Raw genomic sequence first — 22386 nt, forward strand, 5'->3', positions numbered from 1 at the left:
ATCACCCCGCTGCGTGGGGGAGACTCTCATGAGGAGCCATGGCGGCGTGGCCTTGTGGACTGTCCCATTTGTACGGATGCGACTGCGATTCAAGCCATGCTCCAGGTGGCCTGTTACGGCTCACCGAGGGGCGCACAGCGCAAGGGTGAGCAGACCGCACCCGTACGATCGCGCGCGTCCGATTCCGGTGGTCACGGCCCTCCGGATGGCGTCCGGGTCGTTGATGACCGCGATGCCGTCGAACTGGGAGGCACCGTGGTGCAGGCGTTGCCCTCCGGCGGACTTCGGTCGGGCTCCTGTCAGGAGGGTCTCCTGGGTCAGGCGGGTGTGTTGCACCGCCAGACCTGCTTGGTTAGCACGGCGCTGCCACCACTGGATCGCTTCCTCGTCGTGAAGCCAGAGGCGTCGCTTCTTGCCCGGTTCCGTGGTGTGTATTGCGGTGGCATTGGCCACGATCCGGTAGCGGACGCGGGTTCCGTGGTCGAGTCGGTCCAGCAGAGGGGTGAGGTCGATCGTGTCGGCAGCTGCGTAGCCGGTGGGTAGGAGGTCCGGAGTCGGGCGAGTCGTCGCCTGCACCAGCACGATGGTGTTGGTGGGCATCCGCACGATGCGGAAGAGGACGTTGTGTTCTGCCCGGGGGTGTGGAGTGGTGGCTTGGGGGAACATCCGCATCACTCGTTGGTGCATGACGTGGATGTCGGCGACATCGCTTGCGGTGGACAGGTGGTAGGGGCTCAGTCGGAGCCTGGTCAGGGTGGTGACGGTGGCAAGAGTCGTGGTCATGAGGCACCCTTCAAGGCGTGTTCGAGGGCCTGTAGGTACTCGGTGCCGTATCCGGCGCACAGTGTGGCGGGCATGTGACGTCGGTAGTGGTGGACGGTGCGTGTGCGGTAGGAGGGGTTGATCTCGTCGAAGGAGATCGGGACGTCGGGGATCTCCTCGGTCCGGGTCGGTGCTCCGGCCGGGGGGATGTCGGTGATGAAGTCGACGGCGACGTTGTCGGTGTTCCAGTGACGGCGACGCGCGAGGGGCAGCTTCGCGTGCAGCCACTCCTGCGGGTGGTCGATCCGCGCGAGGATCAGGGGACCGTCGGGTGGGCATGATCGACGTCCGAGGAACCCGGCCCAGTGGGGATGGCGCAGTCCGGATTCGGCCATGTCGAGCAGGTCGTCGTCGGCGGTGAGTGCGACGGTGAAGACCGCGTCTGTCAGGTAGTGGCGGTTGCTGACGATGGTGCCTTCGCCCTGGGGTCTGCGGCTTCCGTTCGATGTCGGGACGGTCTGCGCGGCGGAGCGTCCTCCTCCGACGGTGTGGAAATCGACCAAGCGGTGGCCGGGCCGATCGATCCGGACGCCGATGCGCAGTGTCCGGTAGTGGGACAGGTCGGTTCCCCGAGGCTCGCCGCGCGCGGCGGCGATCATCCCGATCAGCGCGGATCGGGTGGGGTAGGTGTTGGTATCGCGCTCGTTCCAGGTGGAGTGGGTGCCCCATGACTGCATCGGGCCACCGATGCGTAGTAGCAGTGCGCTCATGCGGCGTTACCGGTCCGGGTCATCGCGGTGGCGATCAGGTCGTGGAGGGTGTCGCTGCGCTCGCCCAGCGGGCTGTAGTCGTACTCGTCGATGCTGGCGTGGCCGTGCCAGACAAGTCCGTCGTGGCCGATGAAGCGGTGCAGCCGCGCGGCGTATTCGGCGAGCAGCCGTCGTGAAGGTTCGGCGTGTCCTCCGTCCACAGCGCTGCGGACGGGTTTCTCGAACGCACCGGCGAGCGACAACGGCTGGTGGCGTACGGCGATGTGGACCAGTTCGGGTACCGTTACCGCGGCGGTGGTCTTCTGCTTACCGCTGGGGATCGCGGAGCAGAACGCGCTGAGGTAGGCGCCGAGGGTGGTCAGTGCGTCGTCCATGGTGCCCACGTTCGTGGCCAGGTCGCTGATGTTGACGCTGCTGTAGCGGTAGAACACCCCCGAGGCGAACTCGGCGGTCGCCAGGTGTCCTGAGCCGGTGGAATCCTCGGCCGTAATGTCGTCCACTGCGGTGAAGAAGTCGAAGTCGACCGCTGTTTCGTGCGTGGTGAACGCGTGCGCGAACAGCGTGGCACCGTCCACTCCGTGTCCGGGCATCTCCGCCAGCATCCGGCCGAACAGGTTGATCGTGGGCGAGCGGCGGCGCAGGATCTGGTCGACCTCGGCGGGCGGCAGGATGATCTCGGCTTTGTTCCTGTCCGCCTTGGTGCGCTTGGCTTTACCGGCGCTGTTCTTGCCGGTGTCGGCACCGTTGCCGCTGTCTTCGCCGGTCGGGAGTGTGGTCGCTGCGATGACGCCGCGGTGCTCCTGGCACAGTCCGGCCAGCTCCGCGATGGCGGCCTTCGGAATCCAGAACAAGACCTTTGACAGGTCGGTGTGGTCGTCGGGTGTGACACCGCCGTCCTTGTCCTTGGACCGTTTGGCGATGGTGTCCGCGCTGAACATCACCGCGCGTCCTGCTTTACGTGCGGTGTCGTCGTCCCAGTCCTGTTCGACCAGGGCGTCTCGGACCGCTCCGGCGACCTGACGGGTGCGGATGGTCGGGTCGCCGAATTGCTGTTCCATCTTCAGGCGCACTGCGCGCTTCCAGGATTGACTGGATACCCTGGTGCGGGTCTTGCCTCCGTACACGGTCTCCTTGGGTGCCCCCTGGGCGTCGCGGTTGAGATTGCTGTAAGGGACTGTTTGCAGTGCGTGGATGTCCACGTGCATGGTGATGTCCTTCGGTGAGCGGGATTGGTGCTGCGTGGGAGGTCTTGGCCGATCAGTCCTGGTTGCTGTCGGGTGGAGAGGGCTCGTCCTCTTTGTCCAGGCCGATGTGGTAGCTCTGCAACCAGTTCTTGCGCACGCGGTGCTGGCTGTGCGGCCAGGCGAGAAGGTCCTCGAGCAGGACCGTGAAGTCGACCGGGATGCGGTTGCTGCGCAGTGGAACCACGATATGGACGAGGCTTCGGCAGACGGTCTCGGACGGCTGCTTGCCGAGCCGTTCGACCGAACGTGCTGTCGTGGCGGCGGCGAGGATCCCGCGGCGGGTGGCGACGGCGAGGGTCGCTCCGAGATTTCCCGGCCGCACGTCCGGGATGGCGCCTTCGGGGGTGTGGGCGATCAGGGAGGCGATGGTGTACAGGCAGCGCTGATCGTGATCGTCGATCCGGGTTCCCCCACGTTCGGCGTTCAGCCAGTGCGCGAGGTGACCGTGCATGTGGTCGCAGCGGTCGACCGGTTTGCCCAGCCCGGAGCGCAGCGCCGATCTGATCTCCGGGTTGGACGCGGAGTACATGGCCATGCGCGGTGTAAAATCGGCCAGTGTCGCTTTGGGGATCATGTAGGTGTCCTGTCTGTCCGGGGTTCCTTTTTCGCTGCGACACGACGCAGGAAGCGAGTCATGTCCGCCTGGGCGCGGGCGACTGCCGTGTGGTGGGCTTCGTGGTCCGTGGCGAAGCGCAGCGCGTCCACGGCGATTGCGGTGTACGCGCGGTGCGGCTCGGTGAAGTCCTCGTCGAGAAACCTGTCCCAGAACAGGTCTTGTGCGTGCGGCCAGTAGTGCGCCATGGCGGAGGTCACCCACGGCACGTCTTTCTTGTCCGGTCGAGAACCCGCTACCGCCAGGGACCGGTAGCCTTGCTTCAACGTGAACCGCAGCGAACCAGCCACCGTGTCGGCCGCGGTGCGCAGCAGTTCGGCACCTCGGAATTTCGTCGGGTCTTCCTCGAACAGCCAGCCGAACAACGTGGGCGTGGTGGCGGTGATCCACTGTTTGTCGGTGGCTTGTCGGTCTTGGTCGACCCCGTAGGCGCGGACCACGAGTTCATCGCGGATGTGCGCGGGGAGGGACCGCATCGTTCTGATGATCTCCGGTCGTAGGTGCCGATCGGAGTCGGCCAGCAGCGCGTCGAGATCGCGCCACAGGGCGCGTTCGGCGTTTGTTCGCCGCGGGTGCCACTCGCCCTCGCCGCTGTCGCGATCGACGATCACGTACGGGTCATGGCGCAGTACGGGGGGATGGGGTTCTTTGAAACCCCATGTGAGGCGTGCGTCGACGACGTTGTCACCGGTGACGTCGGGGTGCAGCAGCAGCGCGTGGCGGCTGCGTCCGATCAGCAGACCTGCGGGAGCGGTCATCTGAGGTGGCGGGGCCAGGGGGTCCGAAAGTTCCGTTCGTTCCCATGGAGCGGCGTCCTCGCCTGCCTCCGGTGGGCTGGTCGGGTCAGGCAGTCCGGCGATGAGCGACTCGAACAACGTGTGCCCGAGTGGGTAGAACGTCAGGATGGCGCGCAGAGGGCCGGAGGACATGTACTGGTCGGAGGCTCTGCGCACGGATCCGTCGACCGTTGTTGTCTCGACGGTGCGGGTGCCACCGCCGCCTCCGGCTCCGTACTGGTGGTGCATCAACAGCCACAGGATCGCCTGAGGGGTGGGTATGGGGGTGGCGCGGTCGTGATGGGTGTGCCGGAACCAGACCTGGGAGTTGTCGTTGGGGCGGGTGGGGTCGAATCGGTTGACGCCGATGGGTTTGGACTCATCGCGTAACCGCGGGTCCTGCATCCACGGAGCATGCCGTGAGAAGAGGTCCCATCGGCCGGCGTGGCGGTCGAAGTACTGCCGGACGGAGTCCGGGCGGAAGTGGCCGACGAGGGCCTCCTTTGCCCTTCTGGTAAGCCATTCCTCCGGCGCGTCGGGCTGGTTCGTGGTGGCTGGAGGGTCCAGTCTGTCGAGTCCGGTGACGCGTGCCGCGATCACGTACAGCAGCCGCATCAGCGCCGCGGCCGCGGGCGGTGCCGTGACGGCGATATCGCGCAACAGGTGCGCCTTCTCCATGAGGTCACGCAGGGACAGCATGTCGTGTTCGCCGTCGAGGTCGACCACGGGTATCCAGGGCCTGCTGTCGACGGGATAGGAGGGTCGTGGCATTGATGACCTTTCCGGCTGTGGGCGGGATCGGGTTGCGGACCACCGTCACGTCGTGGCGAGCGGGGTGGGGGATAGAGGGCTGGTCAGGTCGGCGAGGTCGTTCGCCTGGTGGGCGTAGCGGATTCCGGTGATCCCGGCACGGTGGACCTGCGCCCGGTCCGACGCGTGCTGCCTGCTCCACAGCTGCAGCAATTCACCGTCGAGTTGAGCGGGATCGGCGGCGTGTACGTGTCGCACCAGGCGATCGATGTCGGCGGGGAACGGCAGGCTCGGGTCCATGACGGTCAGGATGTGATGGGTCGCGGCGATTTCGTAGCGGGCGTGCGCAGTGCGCCATCGCGTCGGCTCGGGATCCTCGCGTGGAAGCTCGGCGGGGCTCAGGACGACCAGTCGCGGCTCGGTGGCCCATGTGGGGCGGTCAGGGGAGCCGTCGGGGTGCTTCCGGTCGCGCCTCCAGCACCTGCCCAGGCGTAACACCAGCGTCGCGATCGGCGCCAGGTCGCTGAGGACGAGGTCGAAGTCCAGATCCAGGCTGTCCAGCGACTGATCCGCCACCACGACCGACGGTGCTCGTTGACCGTGGTCGTGATCGAACGATGCGGTCAGGTCCGCGGTGATGCGGTGCCGCTGCTCGTCGGGAAGGTCGGAGTGCAGAAAGAGAAGATCGACATGGGGGAGTCGTGTCCGCTTCAGACCCTGGAAAGTGTCCTCGGCATCGGCGACGGTGTTGCACACGACGGCGATGGACCCGCCCGCCTGGGCGGCTTGGCGCGCGTATCGTTCGATCTCCGCCTCACGCTCCTGCGGGCCAGAGGACAGGCATAGTTGAAGCCTGGGAAGTGGCGAGCGTAGGGCCGTCATCGTGTGGCGTGCCTCGCTCGACGGTTGCAGGATCCGGCCGGAGCGGCCGATGAAGCTCCATCCGGGGCCGGGGATGTCGGGCGTGGCGGGTTCGCTGACGCCGGCACCTTCCCGGTACGCCGTGACGTACTGCTGCCGGAATGGGACGGGCAGGGTGGCCGACATCAGGACCACGCCCACGCCTATGCGACCGCACCACGACAGGAGCACGGACAGCAGTTCGCGCTGGTGCGTGGTGAGCGCGTGCACCTCGTCCAAGATGAGCGTCTTGTTGGCCAGGCCGTACATGCGCAGCATGTTGTGACGCGCTTTCACCGTGGCCAGCAACGCCTGGTCGACGCCACCGACGCACACGGGAGCCAACAGGGACGTGTCGACGTCATGCGACCGCTCCGCCTCGCCCGGTCGGCCACCGACCCCTGGAACGGTGGCCCCCGCGTAGATCAGCGGCACCGCAACGGATTCGGCTGTGATGGCGGAGGTGAAGGTTTGGAGCTGAGCCCGCGGTTCGTGCGCCGTCATCGTGGTCGCCGCTCCGTAGAACATCCCCGGACGGCCGGTGGCGATGCCGAGCGCGTGCCCGGCGAGCAACGAGGCTCTCGTCTTGCCGGTACCCGGGGGCGTGGTGATGAGCAACAGGCCCGCCTCGTCCATGACCGGGATCAATTCCTCGGCGATCGAGCGTTGCAACGGGGTTGGTTCGATGCCCCATACCTCGGTGCTGGAAGCCGCATCGGGGAACTGCGGAGCCCGCAGTCCGGCGGCGATCACCCGTGCGCGCATGACCGTCTGCGTGTACTCGAAGCGGTCCTCCAGGTCGTCGGGTGCGTCGGCCTGCTGAGCGGGGATGAACTCCGCCGTGTCGCAGGCCAGCCAGTCGGCGGTGGCGACCATTCCGGCGAGCACCGAGGCCGCGACCGCGGGGAGCCGTTCGGGCAGCGGCTGGTCGGCGACCAGGTTGGTGATCAACATGACGATGTCGGCCCGAGCCCGGTGCCAGGATTCGTCGCCCAAGCGTGGCTCCAGCTTGAGCGGGCGCTCGACTCTTCTCAGGTCGGTGGTGTGGAACACGCCGTGATGTCCGCCGATCAGTTGGCCGATCCGGTACGCCACCGATGCCTGGAACGGCTCGGTGGAGTCGGGAGAGGCCAGCAGGGTCGGCAGCGCCAAGTACCCGGCTTCGTCGTGGCCGATCCAGTCCGGCGAAGCGGGGGCCACATCGTCCTGATAGCACGGAGTGGCCGCGCCGATGTCGTGCAGACCCGCGAGCAGGGCGATGAACCTGCCTGCCTGGTCCTCGCTTGTGCGCAATTCCTCGGCGAGCCAGGAGCGCAAACCGGCCGATACGTGCACATCCCACAGCGCGACCATGGCTGCCGCGGTGTCGATCAAATGGTGGATCAGCAAATAGGGCGTGGTCAGTCCGCGTTTAATGCTCCACATCGTCCACATGGTCCGCATCGCTGGACAGCTCCTCAAACAGCCAAGCTTGGTCGTGCTCGAACGGTTCGATCGACTGGAAGATCCAGATGGTCGCGCAGGTGTCACCGCGGAGGGCAGGATGGTAGGTTGTGGCTGTTCGATGCACGGCATGGTCAACGCCGGTCGTGGATCCCCGTGCAGGCGGGGGTGTACCGCTTGGTTGTTTCGCGCGCAGGCGTGCGGCAGTTACTTCCCCGCCAATACGGGAGTGTGCATCACCGGTCGTGGCCGATACTGCGGCCGGTGTGTGGTCCTCTGGTGCGGGGGGCTATATCGAGACCATGCATGGTGTGTTCGGACCATTCGACGGTGGGCGTCGTGCTCCTGCGCTGCTTGCGATTGCCGACCATAGCGGATCGAAGGCAGACGTATTCCGTCTTATTGCGGATAGTTCACCTGTTCTCGTGAAAACATTTTTCACTGGTGGATTCGGTCGGATCACCCCTATCGTGAGACGGTCGTTCACTACAGGAGGAGCTGTCGGTGGACCTACGTGTCCTGGGGCCCGTCGAGATCCGTGACGGTGACGACCGGCCTGTCGCGCTACGTGCCCGGTTGGACCGGATGCTGCTGGCGGCCCTGCTGATAAAGCCAAACCAGTGGGTCTCGGTAAGGTCGTTGATCAGCAGGATGTGGGAGGTCGACGCCCCGCCGCAGGTCAAGATCGGCGACTACCGCCGGGATTTCGGCAAGTACCGTCGTAGCCTGCGCCGGGCGTTGGAGACCCACGGCGACGGCGCGGCCCGAATCGAGTCGACCGACGAGGCCGTCGTCCTCAAAGTCGATCCGGACCGGGTGGATCACGTGAGGTTTCAGCGGCACCTGGACATCGCTCGCCGTGAGGACTCGTCGCAACGCGTCGCGGACGCGGCACGTGCGGCACTCACCGAGTGGCGGGGGGTGGCGCTGCAGGGACTGGGGGACAACAGTTGGGTGAGCGCATCCCGCGAGGCACTGGAGCTACAGTGGAGCAACGCATGGCAGCTGCTGATCTCCGCCTACCTTGAGCAGGGACATCCACAGCGCGTGCTGGACGAGATCAGTGAGCCGCTGGCTCGCCGGCCCTTCGACAAGGCGCTGGTGGAGTTCCGGATGGAGGCTCTGCACCGGGTCGGACAACGTGGCGAGGCTGTGTCCGTCTACGACAAGTTCGAAGCCCTCCTGCGCGGGTCGGACCGCGGCGAGCCGGGTACCGAACTCCGGAACCTGCGCGACCGCATCAAAGCCGATGACCCTTCGCTGAACACTCCTGCCCCTCTCGACTCAAGGGGTGGGGTGGTGACACTGCCCGCTCGGCCGTTGCTGGTCGGACGTGAAGCGCAGGTCGAAGAGTTGGTGCTCCTACTGGAAGACAGTGATCCCGCACCTGCGCCGGTACTGACGGGCCTGCCCGGCGTGGGCAAGACCTCCCTGGCCATCCACGTCGCTCACGAGGCGCTCAAGCGGTCCAGGTTCACCGATGTGCTGTTCCTGGACCTCCAAGGCTATTCACCGTTCCCGATCCTCCCGGAGGACACGGTGCCCGCGCTCCTGCGGCAGATGAGTGTGTTGAGCGATCAACCAGCCGGGATGCGACACAACTACGTCGTGTTGTACCGAGAGACACTGAATCGTCATGCCCAAGCGGAGAGACGGATCCTGATCGTCGCCGACAACGCGGCCTACACCGAGCAAGTCGAGCTTCTACTGCCTGACTCACCGCCTCACAAACTGTTGGTCACATCTCGTAGCATACTGGGCAATTCGCGCGTCAACCTGCGACCGATTCCGGTCGATCTTCCATCGACGGAAATTGCAATAAAGCAACTGGACCAACACCTGCGCCGCGCCCGTCCAGGAGACGACCGGATCGCCAGATCCGCGCAGGACGCCGCGAAAGTCGTGACGCTGTGCGGGTTTCTCCCCCTGGCCCTTTACATCAGCGCCGCGAGACTGGTCGAGGCCCCTGCGCTGTCGGTAAAGCAGCTCGCCGAAGACCTCACCGATGCCGGACAGCGTCTCGGTACCCTCTCCCGCGACAGCACATCCTCGGTCGTGGTCGCCTTCACCCTGTCCTACGACAAACTGCAGCCCCGCACCGCCCGGATGTTCCGGCTGCTGGCGCTCAACCCCGGTGTGCAGACCGGCAGCAGCGCTGCCGCCGCCCTCAGCGGCCAACCGCTGGGAGAAACCCGTAACCTGCTGCACGAACTACGCCGCGCCCACCTTCTGGAGGACGGCATCGACTACGATTGGTGGCGCTTTCACGATCTGATCGCCCTCTACGCTCGACAGCTCGTCGAGTCCGATGATTCCGAGACCGAACGCGACGATGCCTTCGCCCGCCTCGTCAACGAGTACGCTGCGGCCACACGCGCCGCAAGTGATCGACTCGACGCGCACGGTGCTCCAGTAGCCGGACCGAACAGGTTCTCCAGTCGGCGTGAAGCGCTGGACTGGCTCGACATCCAGCACAGCACCCTGGCCGCGACGGTCGACCGTGCGACAGAGGTCCACGACGCGCTCGTCCTCGACATCGCCGCGCACCTCGCCGGGTACCACGAGCTCCGACGGTACTCGGAGGAATGGATCGCGCTGGGCACAACGGCCCTCCATGCGGCACAGCGCACCTCCGACCGACACGCGCAGCGCACAGCACACAGCAACCTGGGCCGTGCGCTGACGGATGCCCGACAGTTCGCGGACGCGGTCGGCCACTATCGGCAGGCCCAGCTGATCGCCCAGGAAATCGGAGACCGTCCCGGGGAAGCACGAGTCCTCACCGACCTCGGAGACGTCCATCGCAAGACACGTCGGTTCGATGACGCCATCGCTTGTTACCGTCGAGCTATGGCGATCCGACGCGGCGTCGGAGACCGCCGCGGCGAGGCCCTCCTGTGGCACGACCTCGGCACCACCTACGGGCAGATGCAGCGACCCGAGGAGTCCGTCTTCTGCTACCAACAAGCCATACGGGTGTTCCGCGGGATGGGTGATCGCCATGGCGAGGGGCGCGCCTCGCACCACCTCGGCGTCGCCCACGGCATCATGCGCCAGGCAGAAACCGCCGTTGGATGCCTTGAGAAGGCACTGCGGCTCTACCGCGATCTCGGAGACCGTCAGGGCGAAGGTCAGGGACTGTACGAACTCGGCGTGGTGCACGGGCAGCAGGGTCACTACATCGAGGCGATGAAGGCGTACGTGCAGGCAGTAGAGGTCCTCCACGAGGTGGGGGACCGCTATGGCGAGGCATTGGCGCTGCGTGCCCAAGGGGAGATCCACCACGCTCAACGCAGCCCGGTGCAGGCACGGCAGCGGTGGAACGAGGCGCTGGCGCTCTTGGTCGACTTCTCCGATCCGGAAGCACACGCCCGGACCGAGGAGGTGCGCCGATGGTTGAACGCGGTACAGCTCTGACACCGCGCCGCTGATCGTCCTGCGCAGGCGCGGGTCGGTGCTGCCGTGACTCGGGTGTTCGTCGGGCGAAACTGGAGTCATGAGCGACGCGACGAGCACACACAACGAGGTCGGTGATGTCGGCGGATCGGTGGTGCAGGCCGCCACGATCCACCAAGTGGTGTTGCCACAGCAACCGGCACGCCGCATCCCGCCCAGGGCCCGGCAGATACCTGCTGTCATCGGCGACTTCACCGGCCGCGTCGGCGAAATCGCCGAGCTGGACACCCTCCTGGACCACTTGGAGCACGAGCGCCCGGCACCGACGGCGGTGGTCACCGGCATGGCCGGTGTCGGCAAGACCACCTTGGCCGTGAGCTGGGCACATCGGGTCGAGCGCCACTTCCCCGATGGGATCCTGTTCGCCGACCTCAGCGGCCACGGTCCCGGTTCCCCGCTCGCCCCCGGTCGAGTGCTGGCCTCATTCCTGCAGGCCCTCGGCACCCCGGCGGACCAGATCCCGACGGACCCCGACAGCCAAGCCGCCCTGTACCGGTCCTCGGTGGCCGGTCGACGCGTGCTGGTCGTGCTCGACAACGCCGCCACCGCCGACCAAGTGCGCCCACTGCTGCCTGCCGCAGCAGGCTGCCTGGCCGTGGTGACCAGTCGATCAGCGCTCACCGGCCTGGCGATCACCGGTTCCACACACCGGGTGGCGCTGGGCCTGCTCACCTTCGCCGAGTCCACCGCCCTGATCCGGTCGATCATCGGCGCCACTCGCGCGGACGCCGAGACGGACGCGGTGAACACCCTGGTAGTCGTGTGCGCCCGATTACCGCTGGCGTTGCGGATCACCTCCACGCACATCGCGGTCCGCCCGCACAGCAGTGTCGCCGATACCATTGCCGACATCCGGGAGAACTCGGACCCGCTCGACGCCTTGAGCGCGCATGACGACGAACGCAGCGCCGTCCGTACCGTGTTCGACTGGTCCTACGCGCGCTTGTCGCCCGCTCACGCTCGCACCTTCCGCCGGCTCGGACTGCACCCCGGCGTCGAAGTCGGAGTCCACGTCGCGGCGGTACTCACCGACACGAACGTCGTCACCGCCTACCGGCACCTGGAAGCGCTGGCGGAGCGTCACCTGGTCGAGCCGGTCGGACGCAAGCGGTATCGAATGCACGACCTCCTGCACGCTTACGCCGCACACCGCGCGGCCCTCGACGAGACCGAACCCGAACGCGGCACCGTCGTCTCCGACGTACTCGCCTGGTACGCCCACACAGCGATCACGGCCGACAGAATGCTGTTCCCCGCCAACCCATCACTGGTAGTGGATCCGGGCGAGACGACGGCACCGCTGCCGCTGACCGATCGCGATCACGCCTTGACATGGTTGACCAGTGAACTGACGACGTTGCAGACGGCGCTGCGCCAGGCAGCGGAACGAAGGCTGCACCAGGCGACGATGGGCATAGCATCCTCGATGCGCTTCCTGTTCTTCCGCCCGCGCTCCTACTGGCCCACACGGGTCTGGGCCGAATCGCTGGCGGTCACCGCAGCGCACGCCTGCGGTGATCAGACCCTCGAAGCAGGGTTTCTGCTGCGTCGAGCCAACACCCGTCAGCAACTCGACCACTGGGAGAAATCCGACGTCGACCACTATCAGGCGATCGAACTCGCCCGATGGCTCGCCGACCACGGCCTGCTGGGCGACTCGCTGACCGGCCTCGGCCGCACCCGGGTACTCCAACAGCGCTTCGCCGATGCGGAAAGATACTTCCGTGAGGCTCTGCCGCTGGTGAAGGGGCGACGAAACGGCTATGTCGAAGCCGTCGTGCACTCCAACCTCAGCATCGTCCACGCACGATGGGGCCGCTTCGACGAGGCGTTGCAGCACGCCGAACTCGCACTGGAGTTCCGCCGCACAGCCGGTTCGCCAGCGGGAATCGCCTACGGCCTGCACCACCTCGCTGTAGCCCGGCAAGGCAGCGACGAACACGATATCGCTATCGAGCTGTGCCGGCGTGCTGTTGCCCTCCACCGCGCCGAGGCGGGGGAACAACAGCACCTGGCGAGCGTGCTCGAGACGATGTCGAGGTCGCTGGAGCACAAAGGTGACCTGGCCGGCGCCGAGAGCTGCCTGGCCGAAGCGATAGCGATCCTCACCGACCTCGACCAGCCACGCGCGCAGGACCTACGCAGGAGACTGCGGACCGTGAAGCCTCCCGCGTAGGTCCGCTCGTCACTGGACCGTCTTAGTGCAGCGGGCCACAGGCCCGACACCGAGGGCTGGGCTCAGCCACGCCGCGGGCGACGCATTCGTCCAACGTGACCAGGTTGAGCCCGTACTCGCGATTCGCCGGCAACGCCGGCACCCCGGTGATCAGGCTCATGACCGCGTGTGCTGCCAGGTGACCGGTGATCCCGGCCGTCACCGCGTTCACCGCGTGTTGCCTCGGCTGCCTCGTTACCGCCGGCCAGGGCGTGCGGACTGGCATCGGCGTTGGCCGTGTCTTCTGCTCGGCGTACAGGCACTCGTAACACGGTCCACTGCCCGGCCGGTACAGCCCCACGATGGCCTGTGGTCCGTGATAGCCCCCGTGCACCCAAGCCGTGCCGGTTTCCAGGTAGGCCCGATTGGCCCACCGTCGGATCACCGACGGTCTGTCCGCAGCCAACAGGACCACGTCGAATCCCTCGGCCAGAGCTTGAAGAGCCGCCAAGCTCCCGACGACGGCTCGCTCACCTGTGACCACGACGTCGGAGTTGTGGGCACGCAGCCTCTCGACCGCCACATCGACCTTGAACCTGCCGACGTCCGCGTCAGCGAACAAGACCTGCCTGTTGAGGTTCGACAGCTCCACCATGTCCGGCTCGACGCAATGCACACGCCCAACGCCCGACATCACCAGAGACAGCGCCGCGGTGCTTCCCACACCGCCGATACCGACGACCAGGACCGCCGCTCGCTTCAACAGCAGTTGCACGTCCCAACTCGTGCGCCGTGGTGTGCGGTCCATCCAGCGCCACAACCGTCGTCCTCGGTCGTATCGTTTCCATTCCGCTTCGGACAGCTCCCCAGGAGCCACCTCGGCGGCGTCCTCGACGTAGCCGGCGCGGATCAGGTCGCTGATCGCAGCCCGCACGTCGCGTTCGGACCTGTCCGGGAAGACCCGCCGCATGTCGTGAGCTACCTGATCTACCGTGCGCTCTCCGTCGAGCGCCGTGATCAGCGCGGACACCCAGCCATCCGGGTCCGCGATGGCGGAATTGATTCCTCGCACGGTACCGCCGATCCTGATACGACCGTCACCCAGCTGTACTGGATAATGCTCGGCCTTTACCCGAGGGTGCATTCTTCTCCTGTCTACGATTGGAGGTCGTCGCCGCTGAAGGTCATCGGCTGTTCGATTTCAAAAAACTCGATCACGAATTTCCCGACCTTCCCGCAGACATTCGACCTGTGGCCTGCAGGCAGTGACTCTCGCTTAGGTCGGGAGACATGTCGTCGCCGATCGGCGAGGAGTGGAAAGACGGCGTTCTCATGCAATCCCTCTCGTGCTCGTCAGTGAGAACACGAGCATCGCTGGCCGGTTGGGACACCAGCCGGGACAGATGCCGGGACGCGAAGCGGTTTAGAGCGGCCGAACGGGTGAAGTTAGCCGCAGAGGGCGCTCTGCGTCGGGATGCCCGAGGTGGAGGTGGTCGAAGGGGCTCGTGGAAGGCGGTGGAATGGCCGTCAAGCCGGCCGGTACCTCGTCCGGCGCGTGGCGGGAGCTCCGAGGGTGCGGTCTGTGCCGGAGCTGTGAGCCCACCTCTCGAATGGGTTGAAGCCACCATGCGGGACAACGAGCCGTTTCTGAGGGCCTACGGCGTCCGGAAACAGGAACGATGGAATGCGGGTTTTGGTCGGACCGGTACCGCGACGGCGGCACTTCACGGGGGGCGCTGCTGTTCTAGAGTTGGCGGCCGACAACGCCGGAGCGCCCCTGTTCACGCAGGGGGAACGAACACGCCGCCGACCCACCAGATTCACTGGCGGACCACCCACTCGCGCGGGGAGCACAAGTACGTGGCGCAGCTGCGCCTGGCCCTGGAGGGGCACTCGCGCTCGCGCGGGAAGAACACCTTTTGACCAGTGATTTCATAGGCTGAAGAGCGCGTTTTTATTCGATTCGTTCCAGTCTCGCATACTGATGGCCGTCGGCCCAGGGGGTCGTGTTCCCCGCTGGCGCGGGGAACATGACAGCCTCGAAGGGCGAATCGACCTGGAGGGCGGAACCCTCGCTCGTACGGTGGCACAGCTGGTAGGAGACCGGTTGACGTGGATTCGCCGACTACCCTCGCTCGAGCGGGAAAGACGCCACGCTGAGCAGCTGCACAGTCTGTGCGGGCGGGACCTATCCCCGCTCATACGGAGAAGACCTGGTCGCCCACCTCGACCTCGTCGAGCACGATGGACCATCCCCGCTCACGTGGGGAAGACCTGGGGATCATCTTCGGTGCAGTCGTAGCCCTGGGGCCACCCCTGCTCGCGCGGGGAAGACGCGCCGTCGACCTGCTCGGCTGGTTGCCGCGAGGACCACCCCGCTCATGCAGGGAAGACTTGATCTCGAATCGGGTCAGGCGCATCAGGCGCGGACCACCCCCGCTCGCGCGGGGAAGATAGCGTGCATGCCGTGGACAACGAGTACGACTACGGACCATCCCCGCTCACGCGGGGAAGACCACCTCTTGAGCTGCGACGTTACAGGTCGCTGCCTGTGTTTTCATTCGGTTCACTGCGGTCTCGAATCTTGACACAACGACCTTCCGCACGTCACATCCAGACCGTCTTGCGATCATCGTAAGCTTAGTGGTGCGCTGCCTGACGGGTTCGAGGCCGATAGAGCTGGCTGGCGAGGTGGCCGCCTATAGTCCGACGCCACTGCTCTGGTCGCGCATCGAACGCTCAGGCTCTAACGTGAACGCCATAGGCCTCGAGGGTCGGAAGAGTCCGCTCGTGTGGAGAACCCCCACCCGGCCTGGGCGGGATCGAGCCGCAGCGGGTCGCCTCAGGCCCGCCCAGGGGGTGCCGTCGGAGCGACGTCGGCCGCGCGTCATGTGGGTCCTGGAAGTGAGGCCGTGGTGTGTCGCCCGTTCGGAGGGTGGCCTCTGCTGCGCCGCATGGTGTAACTGTTGTGGTCCGCATGCCGTACTTCACGGTGGTAGGGAGTCTCGTCATGTGCCAGCCACACTCCGGACCGGCCGGGGCCGATGTCCGATGAGCCTGACTACGCGAGGGCTGTCGACAAGCTCAACGCGTCCAAGGCCGCGGTCGCCCAGGCCAAGTCCCTGTGGGACGACTACTTCATGCTGCTGTACTACAGCCTGACCGGGACCCTCCAGGGCGACGCTGAACAGCTTTCCGAACGGAACAAAGCAATTTGTGCGGGTTTCGACGATTTGACCGGCACGATCGACTCGAAGATCGGTTGGGTCCGGGCCAGGGCGCAGATCGCCGCGACGCTCAGGGCGTCGAGGACGAAGAAGGCGGCCATGTCGCGGTTGGCCCGCTCGTCGACCGGTTCCGCCGCGCCGGTCTCGACGACCACGTCTACATCCGGAACCGCGCCCATAGCCTCATCCGCGCCCACGACAGCGGGCATGCCCTTCTCTGCGGCGGAGCGACAGACCGGGCGTCCGGTCGCCGGGCAGTCGGCATCGACCGGCACGGGCACCTCGGCGTCGTCCCAGAGCGGGAATGCTCGCGTGCAGGGCCGGCGTGGGCAGGAGTTCGAGAACGTGCATGGCGACCGGTACCCAGCGGCCGCGGCCGGGTTGGCCGCCAGCCTTCCTCCGCGTGTCGTCCCGAACAGCGGGAAGCAGACGTACGGCGTGCTCGCGCTCGGAGGCGAAACGAGAGGACTCGTCTCGGGAGGCCCCAGTGACGACATCGCGGTGGCGGCGACCAAGGACATGCTGCTGTCGCAGGGGTACACCACCGCACAAGCCGACTACCTGAGGTTTCATGTCGAGGTCAAGGCCGCGGAGTTGCTGTCGCACATGCCCGAGGTCGACCATGCCACGATCGCGATCAACTACACCCCGTGCGGTGTCGAAATCAACGCCGACCGGCGCACCACGTGCGACAAGGTGTTGACGCCGATCCTCACCCGGCTCGGCAAGTCACTGACCGTCCACGGCACCATGCAGGACAACCAGCCGTTCACGAGGATCTACGGCGTCCGGAGAGAGCAGGCATGATGGGCAACGACACCCCCGATGTCGCCCTGGAAGAGGCCCGGTCGACCAACTGGACCGGCCTGGACGTCGTTCGTCGAGCACCGGACCTCGACGGGTTCCTCCGGGTGCGCGACGACGAAGGCCGACTCCGGCCTGTGGAGTGGGCGATCTTCGCGGGCGAGCACGACGACACCTATCCGACGATGGTGTTCGGGGTCGGCCCCGAGCGGGGTTTCCTGCGCTGGTACGGCGATCGTGACGACATGCAGGTGCCCGCCGGGACCGAATACCGCGATGGCGGCACATCGTACTGGCGAGGATGGCAGGAACAGGTCTGCAACCCGGGCGAGGAAATCCCGGTCGGGACGGTGCTGGAGGCGGCAGCGCAGTTCGTGGCGACCGGCATCCGACCGACATGCGTCGAGTGGATGCCCGAAGCCGAGGTGCCCGACCTGCGCACGCCGGGCGGCGCGCGACGGCGGCAGGACCGCGACCCCCAACTCCAGTCGTTCCTCGCCGGCGTGGAACTTCCCGCCGAGTTCGCCGAGGTCCGCGCCACGAGCGTCGTGGACATCGCCGGACGCGAGGCCCGCCGGACAGTCCGACTGCTGGTCGCGGCGAGCCACGGTGCCGACAAGGGCCGGGCCTGGCGGCTGGTCCATGGTGACGACCTGACCGCGCCCTACCTGGTGGTGGGACTGCGAGGGCAGCAGGCCGCGGTCGTGTGGGTGGAGCCGGGAGGCGGGAACTTCCTCCCGGCCGACGGAGTCGGGGACGAGCCGAAGCTGTTCGGAACACACGACAGCTACCGGGTGCTGCCCGCGGGTGCGGAGCTGCCGTGGGACACCGTGCTCGACATCGTCGAGGAATTCACCGCCACCGGTGACCGGCCTGCGTGCGTGGAGTGGAAGACCACGGACGAACCCGCCCCGCTCGTTCCGCGGTCGATCGGCACCACGGTGTTCCTCAGCTACGCCGGGCGCTACGACCACGCGGACCTGGTGAACCGGCTCTTCGACGTCACCGCATCCGGGAACGCCGGCCGGGTATGGTTCCTGCGCCACGGGGAGGATGACCCGAAGCAGCCCTACCTGGTGTTCGGAGTGGGGGACGGGGTGGGTGCGGTGGAGTGGGTCGAGCCGGACGGGCGGCGGCTGGTCCCACAAGACGGCACGAACGACACGCGAATGGTGTTCCACACCGCCGACGGCGGACGACACATCGTGCCGGAACTGGCCGTCAGGGACCTGGACGGGGCGCTGGCGGTAGCGGCGGAATACCTGCGCACTGGACAACGCCCGACCGGTGCGCGCTGGCGATCGGGGCAGGACATCGCACACGGCCCGGTGACAGGCCTGCCGCAGGAGTCGCTGGAGGCCATGGACGCCATGACCGGCATGCTCGCCGAACAGACCGAGATCGACGTGTCGGACCTCGGATCGCCCACCGAGCTGATGACCATGCTGATGGCGGCCAACATGCGGCTGGTCAACGACACTGGGCGTATCTGGTTCCTCAGCCACCGACGTGACTCGTCGCGCCTGGCCATCGGGCTGCGTGGCGAGTTCGGCGCCTTGGAGTGGACCAGGGCTGGCGAGTCCACGCCCAAGGTGCCAGCGGATGGCCTGAACACGAAGCCCGTGCGCTACTACACCGTTGTCCTGGCCCCCCACTGGCTGGCACCCGGCGCGGAGATTCCAGTGGACCGGGCAGTGGAGATCGCCGGCCGGTTCGTCGACAGCGGCGACCTGTCGACTGCGCAGCTGTGGACGTCCGTGCCGCAGCACGTCGGCAGCGGCGGGCCGCTCGGAGAATGAGGGAGTCGCCTGCCGCAGTGCGTGGTGCATGCCTCGATCGTGTCGGTCGACCCTGCGGGCTCGACGGCCACGATGCTGTCATGGACGACTCGGGGGCGCAGGTACCCGAGACAGTCGGAGCGGGCGGATCCAACTGGTCGTCGCAACGCCTCTGACGATGGGAGAGACAGACCGTCTGAATCGAGTACCACCTCGAAGAACGGGCCACTCTCGCGTGCGTAGAAACAGGAGACGCGTCGCAAGATTTCAAGGCGCTGTGGAACACCCCACCCGCGCGGGAAGACCCGGTCACCGCGGTAATGAGAGCCGGGTCAGTAGGACCACCTCTGCTCGCGTGGGGAGCGCATCAGTTGCGCGAGCGCCGCCGGGTGCCGCCTGACGGACCATCCCCGCTTGTGAGGGAAGACCGCCGCCTGGTCGATGGTGAAGGTGGGCTTCGACGAGTTCCGCGTGTTGCAGGCGGCGGTGGGCGAGGTCGAACGGCGGTGCGGCATCACATTCTCAGCTGTGTTGGCCGTCGCCGACACGGTCGTGGTGCCCGAGTCCTTCAACCGGCGGACGCCACCGGACGTGCTGGAGGACATCCGCTGGTGACCGGACCGTGGGCGCTTGGGGTGCGGGTTCTCAGCGGCCGGCGTGGGCCGCTTCCGGGACTGCGTCGAGGGCGTCGAGTTGTCGCTGTACGCGGTCGGCGTCGGTGTCGCGCCCCATCTGCCGGTACAGCCGCAGCGCCTCCTGCCACGCCGCGCGGGCCAGGTCGGTCCGGTCGAGGGCGGCGTGGGGGTGGCCGAGGCGGTCGAGGGTGCCGGCGGTCTCGTAGGTGTCGCCGAGGCCGCCGTAGAGGTCGAGGGCCTGCTCGTAGTGTTCGATCGCCTGCCGGTGGCGGCCGGTGTGGTGGTCGATCCAGCCCAGGCTGTCCAGGGTGGCCGCCTCGCCGTTGGGGTCGTGTTGGTCGCGGTGCAGGACCAGGGCGGCCCGACAGTGTTCGCGGGCGGTGTCGTGGTCGCCGCACCGGGCGGAGTACCACCCCACCGAGTTGAGCGCGATGGCTTCGCGCACCCGGTCGCCCAGGACGCGGTGCAGGTCCAGGGCGCGCCGGGCGTGTTCCAGCGCGCGGTGGTCGTCACCTCGCCGTTCCCAGACCAGGGCGAGGGTCTGGTGGATGAGGGCCTGCTCGGCGGGGTCGTCCGCGCGCTCGATCAGGGCGAGGGCCTGGCGCAGGTGCCCGGTGGCCGCCTCGTGGCGTCCCAGTCGGGAGTGGGCGCGGCCGAGGCGCCGGTGGGCGAGGGCGCGGGCGCCGAGGTCGGGCAGCCGCGTGGTGGCGTCCACCGCCGCCTGCCACGAGGCCAGGTCGTCGTGCAGGCGTCCGCGCCGGTCGGTGAACGTGCTGAGCACCCCGGCAAGCTGCCAGACCACCTCGTGGCGGTCCTGGTCGGCGGCGGTCCGCTGGGCGGCCAGGACGTGCGCGTGTTCGGTGTCCAGCCAGGTCATCGCTGCCGCTTCGTCGGTCGGCGCGAGGGGACGCGAGCCCGCCGCGGGCGGGGCGACCGGGACCGGGGTGCGGCGCGGGTCCAGGACGTGGGCGGCGGCGTGCGCGGTGTGCAGGTAGAAGTCGACCACCCGGCGCAGTGCCGCCCGCCGGACCGGCTCGGCCAGGTCGCGGGCCTCGGCGGTGGCGCAGGCGCGGACGAGGTCGTGCATCGCGTAGCGGCCTCGCGCATCGCGCTCGAGGAGCGAGGCGTCCCGCAACGCCCGCAGTACCCGGTCCGCCTCGGCGGGGGAGCGGTCGGTGAGACCGGCGACGGCCTCGGGACCGGTGTCGGGTCCCGGTGCGACGCCGAGCAGCGCGAAGACCTCCCGCTGTTCGGCGGTCAGGTGGGTCAGCGACCAGGACAGCACCGCGGGCAGGCTGGCGGACGGATCGTCGTCGGCGAGCGAGCCCAGGCCGGACTCGCGCAGCTCGGCGACGACCCGGTCCAGCGGCAGCCGGGGTTCGGCGCGGGCCCGGGCGGCGATGACCCCCAGCGCCAGCGGCAACCCGCCGCACATCCCGATCAGCTCGGTCACCGCCCGGTGCTGGTCCGCCACGCGCGCCGCGCCCAGCACGGAGACCAGGACGGCGTGCGCCTCGGCGTCGGTCAGCACGTCCAGGGACAGCGGCCGGGCGCCGTGCCGGGCGACCAGCCCGGGCAGCCGGTGGCGGCTGGTCACCACCACCGTGCAGTCCGCGCCGCCGGGCAGCAGCGGGACGACCTGGTCGCTGGTGGCGGCGTTGTCCAGCACGATCAGCATCCGCTTGCCCTTCACCAGGCCGCGGAACAGGGCGGCTTGGGCGTGCGGGTCGACCGGCAGGCGGTGCGGCTCGACGCCCAGCGCGTCGAGGAACCCGCGCACCGCCGTCGACGGCTCCATCGGCGCGCTGTCGGGGCTGAAGCCCCGCAGGTCGACGAACAGCTGCCCGTCGGGGAACCGCTCGGCGTGCCGGTGTGCCCAGTGCAGCGCGAGCCAGGTCTTGCCGATCCCGCCCGTGCCGGCGATGGCCGAGATCACCACTGTCGTGGTCCACGCCTGGTCGAGCAGGGCGGCGTCGAGCAGGTCCAGCTCCTCCCGCCGGCCGACGAACGACGCGGGCGCGTCGGGCAGCTGCCGGGGCGTCACCGCCGCCACCGCCCGATCTGCCGCCACCGCCCGATCTGCCGCCACCGCCCGATCTGCCGCCACCGCCCGATCTGCTGGCGCCGTCCGGTCTACCGGCGCAGCGGTGGAGTGTTCGCTGTCGGTGTCGTCGCGTTCGGGCCTGCCGGCCAGGGACGGGTCGTCGGCCAGGATCAGCCGGTGCAGCTCGCGCAGCGCGGCACCGGGGTCGATGCCCAGTTCCTTCACGAGGTGATCCCGTGTGCGCTGGTAGTGGGCCAGGGCGTCGGCGGTGCGCCCGGCTCGGTGCAGCGCCAGCAGGTACTGGCCCGCCGTCCGCTCGTCCAGGGGGTGCTCGACGGCGCGCGCCGCGAGTTCGGCCACCAGCCCCGCGCCCCCGCCGAGCGCGAGCCGCGCGTCGGTGAGGCCGCTCTCGGCCGCCAGGCGTTCCCGGTGCAGCCGATCCCGCTCGGCCGCCACCCAGTCACCGCTCAGACCGGCCAACGCCTCCCCGTGCCACAGCCCCAGCGCTTCCTCCAGCAGCGCCGCGGCCCGCCGGCCGTCCTCGGCGAGGGCACGCGAGCGCAGGTCGAGGAAGCGGTGCAGGTCGATCGCCGACGGCCGGACCGCCAGCGAGTAGCCGCCCGCGCGCCGCACGACGACCGCGCCGTCCGCGTCGAGCACCCGGCGCAGCCGGGACACGTAGTTCACCAGCGTCTGCCGCGCCCTCAGCGGCGAACGCTCCCCCCAGACCCGGTGGATCAACCGCTCCACCGAGACGACCTGCCCGGCGTCGACCGCCAACGCGGCCAGCACACACCGCTGCCGGGCCGGCCCCAGGTCCACGACCGCGTCGTCCACGAGCACGGACACCGCACCCAGAAGATGGAACTCCACCGACGCACCAACCCCGTGAAGCTGTGCCATGCGGACCACGAAACCCCGTTGACCTGCGCATTGTGCGAAGTCGCGACTAATTCATACGAACGGCCCCAGACGATGGTCCCGTTGCCGCCCGACCTGCGGGTGGCGCAGGACGACAGGAAGAGAGCC

The 22386-nt window shown here is 67.9% G+C and carries 12 protein-coding genes and 1 pseudogene; 5 read left to right on the top strand and 8 right to left on the bottom strand.

What is annotated here, in order from left to right:
• Window positions 1–120: 120 nt before the first annotated feature.
• From cas6e to cas3, 6 genes and pseudogenes are all read right to left on the bottom strand, one after another.
• Window positions 121–783: a type I-E CRISPR-associated protein Cas6/Cse3/CasE gene (gene cas6e / locus ACRAKJ_RS19610; protein WP_438920329.1), complete on the bottom strand. Its 663-nt coding sequence runs from the start codon at window positions 781–783 to the stop codon at window positions 121–123.
• A complete protein-coding gene (cas5e, locus tag ACRAKJ_RS19615) occupies window positions 780–1532 on the bottom strand; it encodes a type I-E CRISPR-associated protein Cas5/CasD (RefSeq protein WP_438920330.1) in 753 nt (250 codons plus the stop codon). The genes cas6e and cas5e overlap by 4 nt, the downstream gene beginning before the upstream one ends.
• 92 nt (window positions 1533–1624) lie before the next feature.
• Window positions 1625–2737: pseudogene (cas7e, locus tag ACRAKJ_RS19620) on the bottom strand (type I-E CRISPR-associated protein Cas7/Cse4/CasC); the annotation flags it as partial.
• 52 nt (window positions 2738–2789) lie between these two features.
• Window positions 2790–3350, bottom strand: a complete 561-nt coding sequence (casB, locus tag ACRAKJ_RS19625) for a type I-E CRISPR-associated protein Cse2/CasB (RefSeq protein ID WP_438920331.1) — start codon at window positions 3348–3350, stop codon at window positions 2790–2792.
• Window positions 3347–4936, bottom strand: coding sequence for a type I-E CRISPR-associated protein Cse1/CasA (gene casA, locus ACRAKJ_RS19630; RefSeq protein WP_438920332.1), 1590 nt, complete (start codon window positions 4934–4936; stop codon window positions 3347–3349). Before casA ends, casB begins: the two co-directional genes overlap by 4 nt.
• A gap of 45 nt (window positions 4937–4981) precedes the next feature.
• Complete coding sequence (gene cas3, locus ACRAKJ_RS19635; protein ID WP_438920333.1) at window positions 4982–7258, bottom strand: CRISPR-associated helicase Cas3'; 2277 nt, start codon at window positions 7256–7258, stop codon at window positions 4982–4984.
• A gap of 504 nt (window positions 7259–7762) precedes the next feature.
• Here cas3 and ACRAKJ_RS19640 point away from each other — a divergent pair.
• Both ACRAKJ_RS19640 and ACRAKJ_RS19645 read left to right on the top strand, forming a co-directional pair.
• Window positions 7763–10675 (top strand): tetratricopeptide repeat protein, encoded by a 2913-nt coding sequence (locus ACRAKJ_RS19640; RefSeq protein WP_438920334.1) that lies wholly within the window; start codon window positions 7763–7765, stop codon window positions 10673–10675.
• A 79-nt stretch (window positions 10676–10754) separates the two neighbouring features.
• Window positions 10755–12890 (top strand): NB-ARC domain-containing protein, encoded by a 2136-nt coding sequence (locus ACRAKJ_RS19645; protein WP_438920335.1) that lies wholly within the window; start codon window positions 10755–10757, stop codon window positions 12888–12890.
• A gap of 22 nt (window positions 12891–12912) precedes the next feature.
• Here the strand turns inward: ACRAKJ_RS19645 and ACRAKJ_RS19650 are convergent, their stop codons facing one another.
• The gene (locus ACRAKJ_RS19650; RefSeq protein WP_438920336.1) at window positions 12913–13899 is read right to left on the bottom strand and encodes a ThiF family adenylyltransferase; all 987 of its coding nucleotides are present in this window, start codon (window positions 13897–13899) and stop codon (window positions 12913–12915) included.
• A gap of 2014 nt (window positions 13900–15913) precedes the next feature.
• On the opposite strand from ACRAKJ_RS19650, the gene ACRAKJ_RS19655 reads away from it, so the two are divergent.
• From ACRAKJ_RS19655 to ACRAKJ_RS19665, 3 genes are all read left to right on the top strand, one after another.
• Window positions 15914–16903, top strand: a complete 990-nt coding sequence (locus tag ACRAKJ_RS19655; protein ID WP_438920337.1) for a DddA-like double-stranded DNA deaminase toxin — start codon at window positions 15914–15916, stop codon at window positions 16901–16903.
• A complete protein-coding gene (locus tag ACRAKJ_RS19660; RefSeq protein ID WP_438920338.1) occupies window positions 16903–18699 on the top strand; it encodes an Imm1 family immunity protein in 1797 nt (598 codons plus the stop codon). The genes ACRAKJ_RS19655 and ACRAKJ_RS19660 overlap by 1 nt, the downstream gene beginning before the upstream one ends.
• Window positions 18700–19128: 429 nt before the next feature.
• The gene (locus ACRAKJ_RS19665; protein WP_438920339.1) at window positions 19129–19293 is read left to right on the top strand and encodes a hypothetical protein; all 165 of its coding nucleotides are present in this window, start codon (window positions 19129–19131) and stop codon (window positions 19291–19293) included.
• Window positions 19294–19323: 30 nt separating this feature from the next.
• On the opposite strand, the gene ACRAKJ_RS19670 is transcribed toward ACRAKJ_RS19665, so the two are convergent.
• Complete coding sequence (locus ACRAKJ_RS19670) at window positions 19324–22230, bottom strand: BTAD domain-containing putative transcriptional regulator (protein WP_438920340.1); 2907 nt, start codon at window positions 22228–22230, stop codon at window positions 19324–19326.
• Window positions 22231–22386 lie beyond the last annotated feature (156 nt).

The sequence above is a fragment of the Saccharothrix sp. DSM 118769 genome (genome assembly GCF_052936295.1).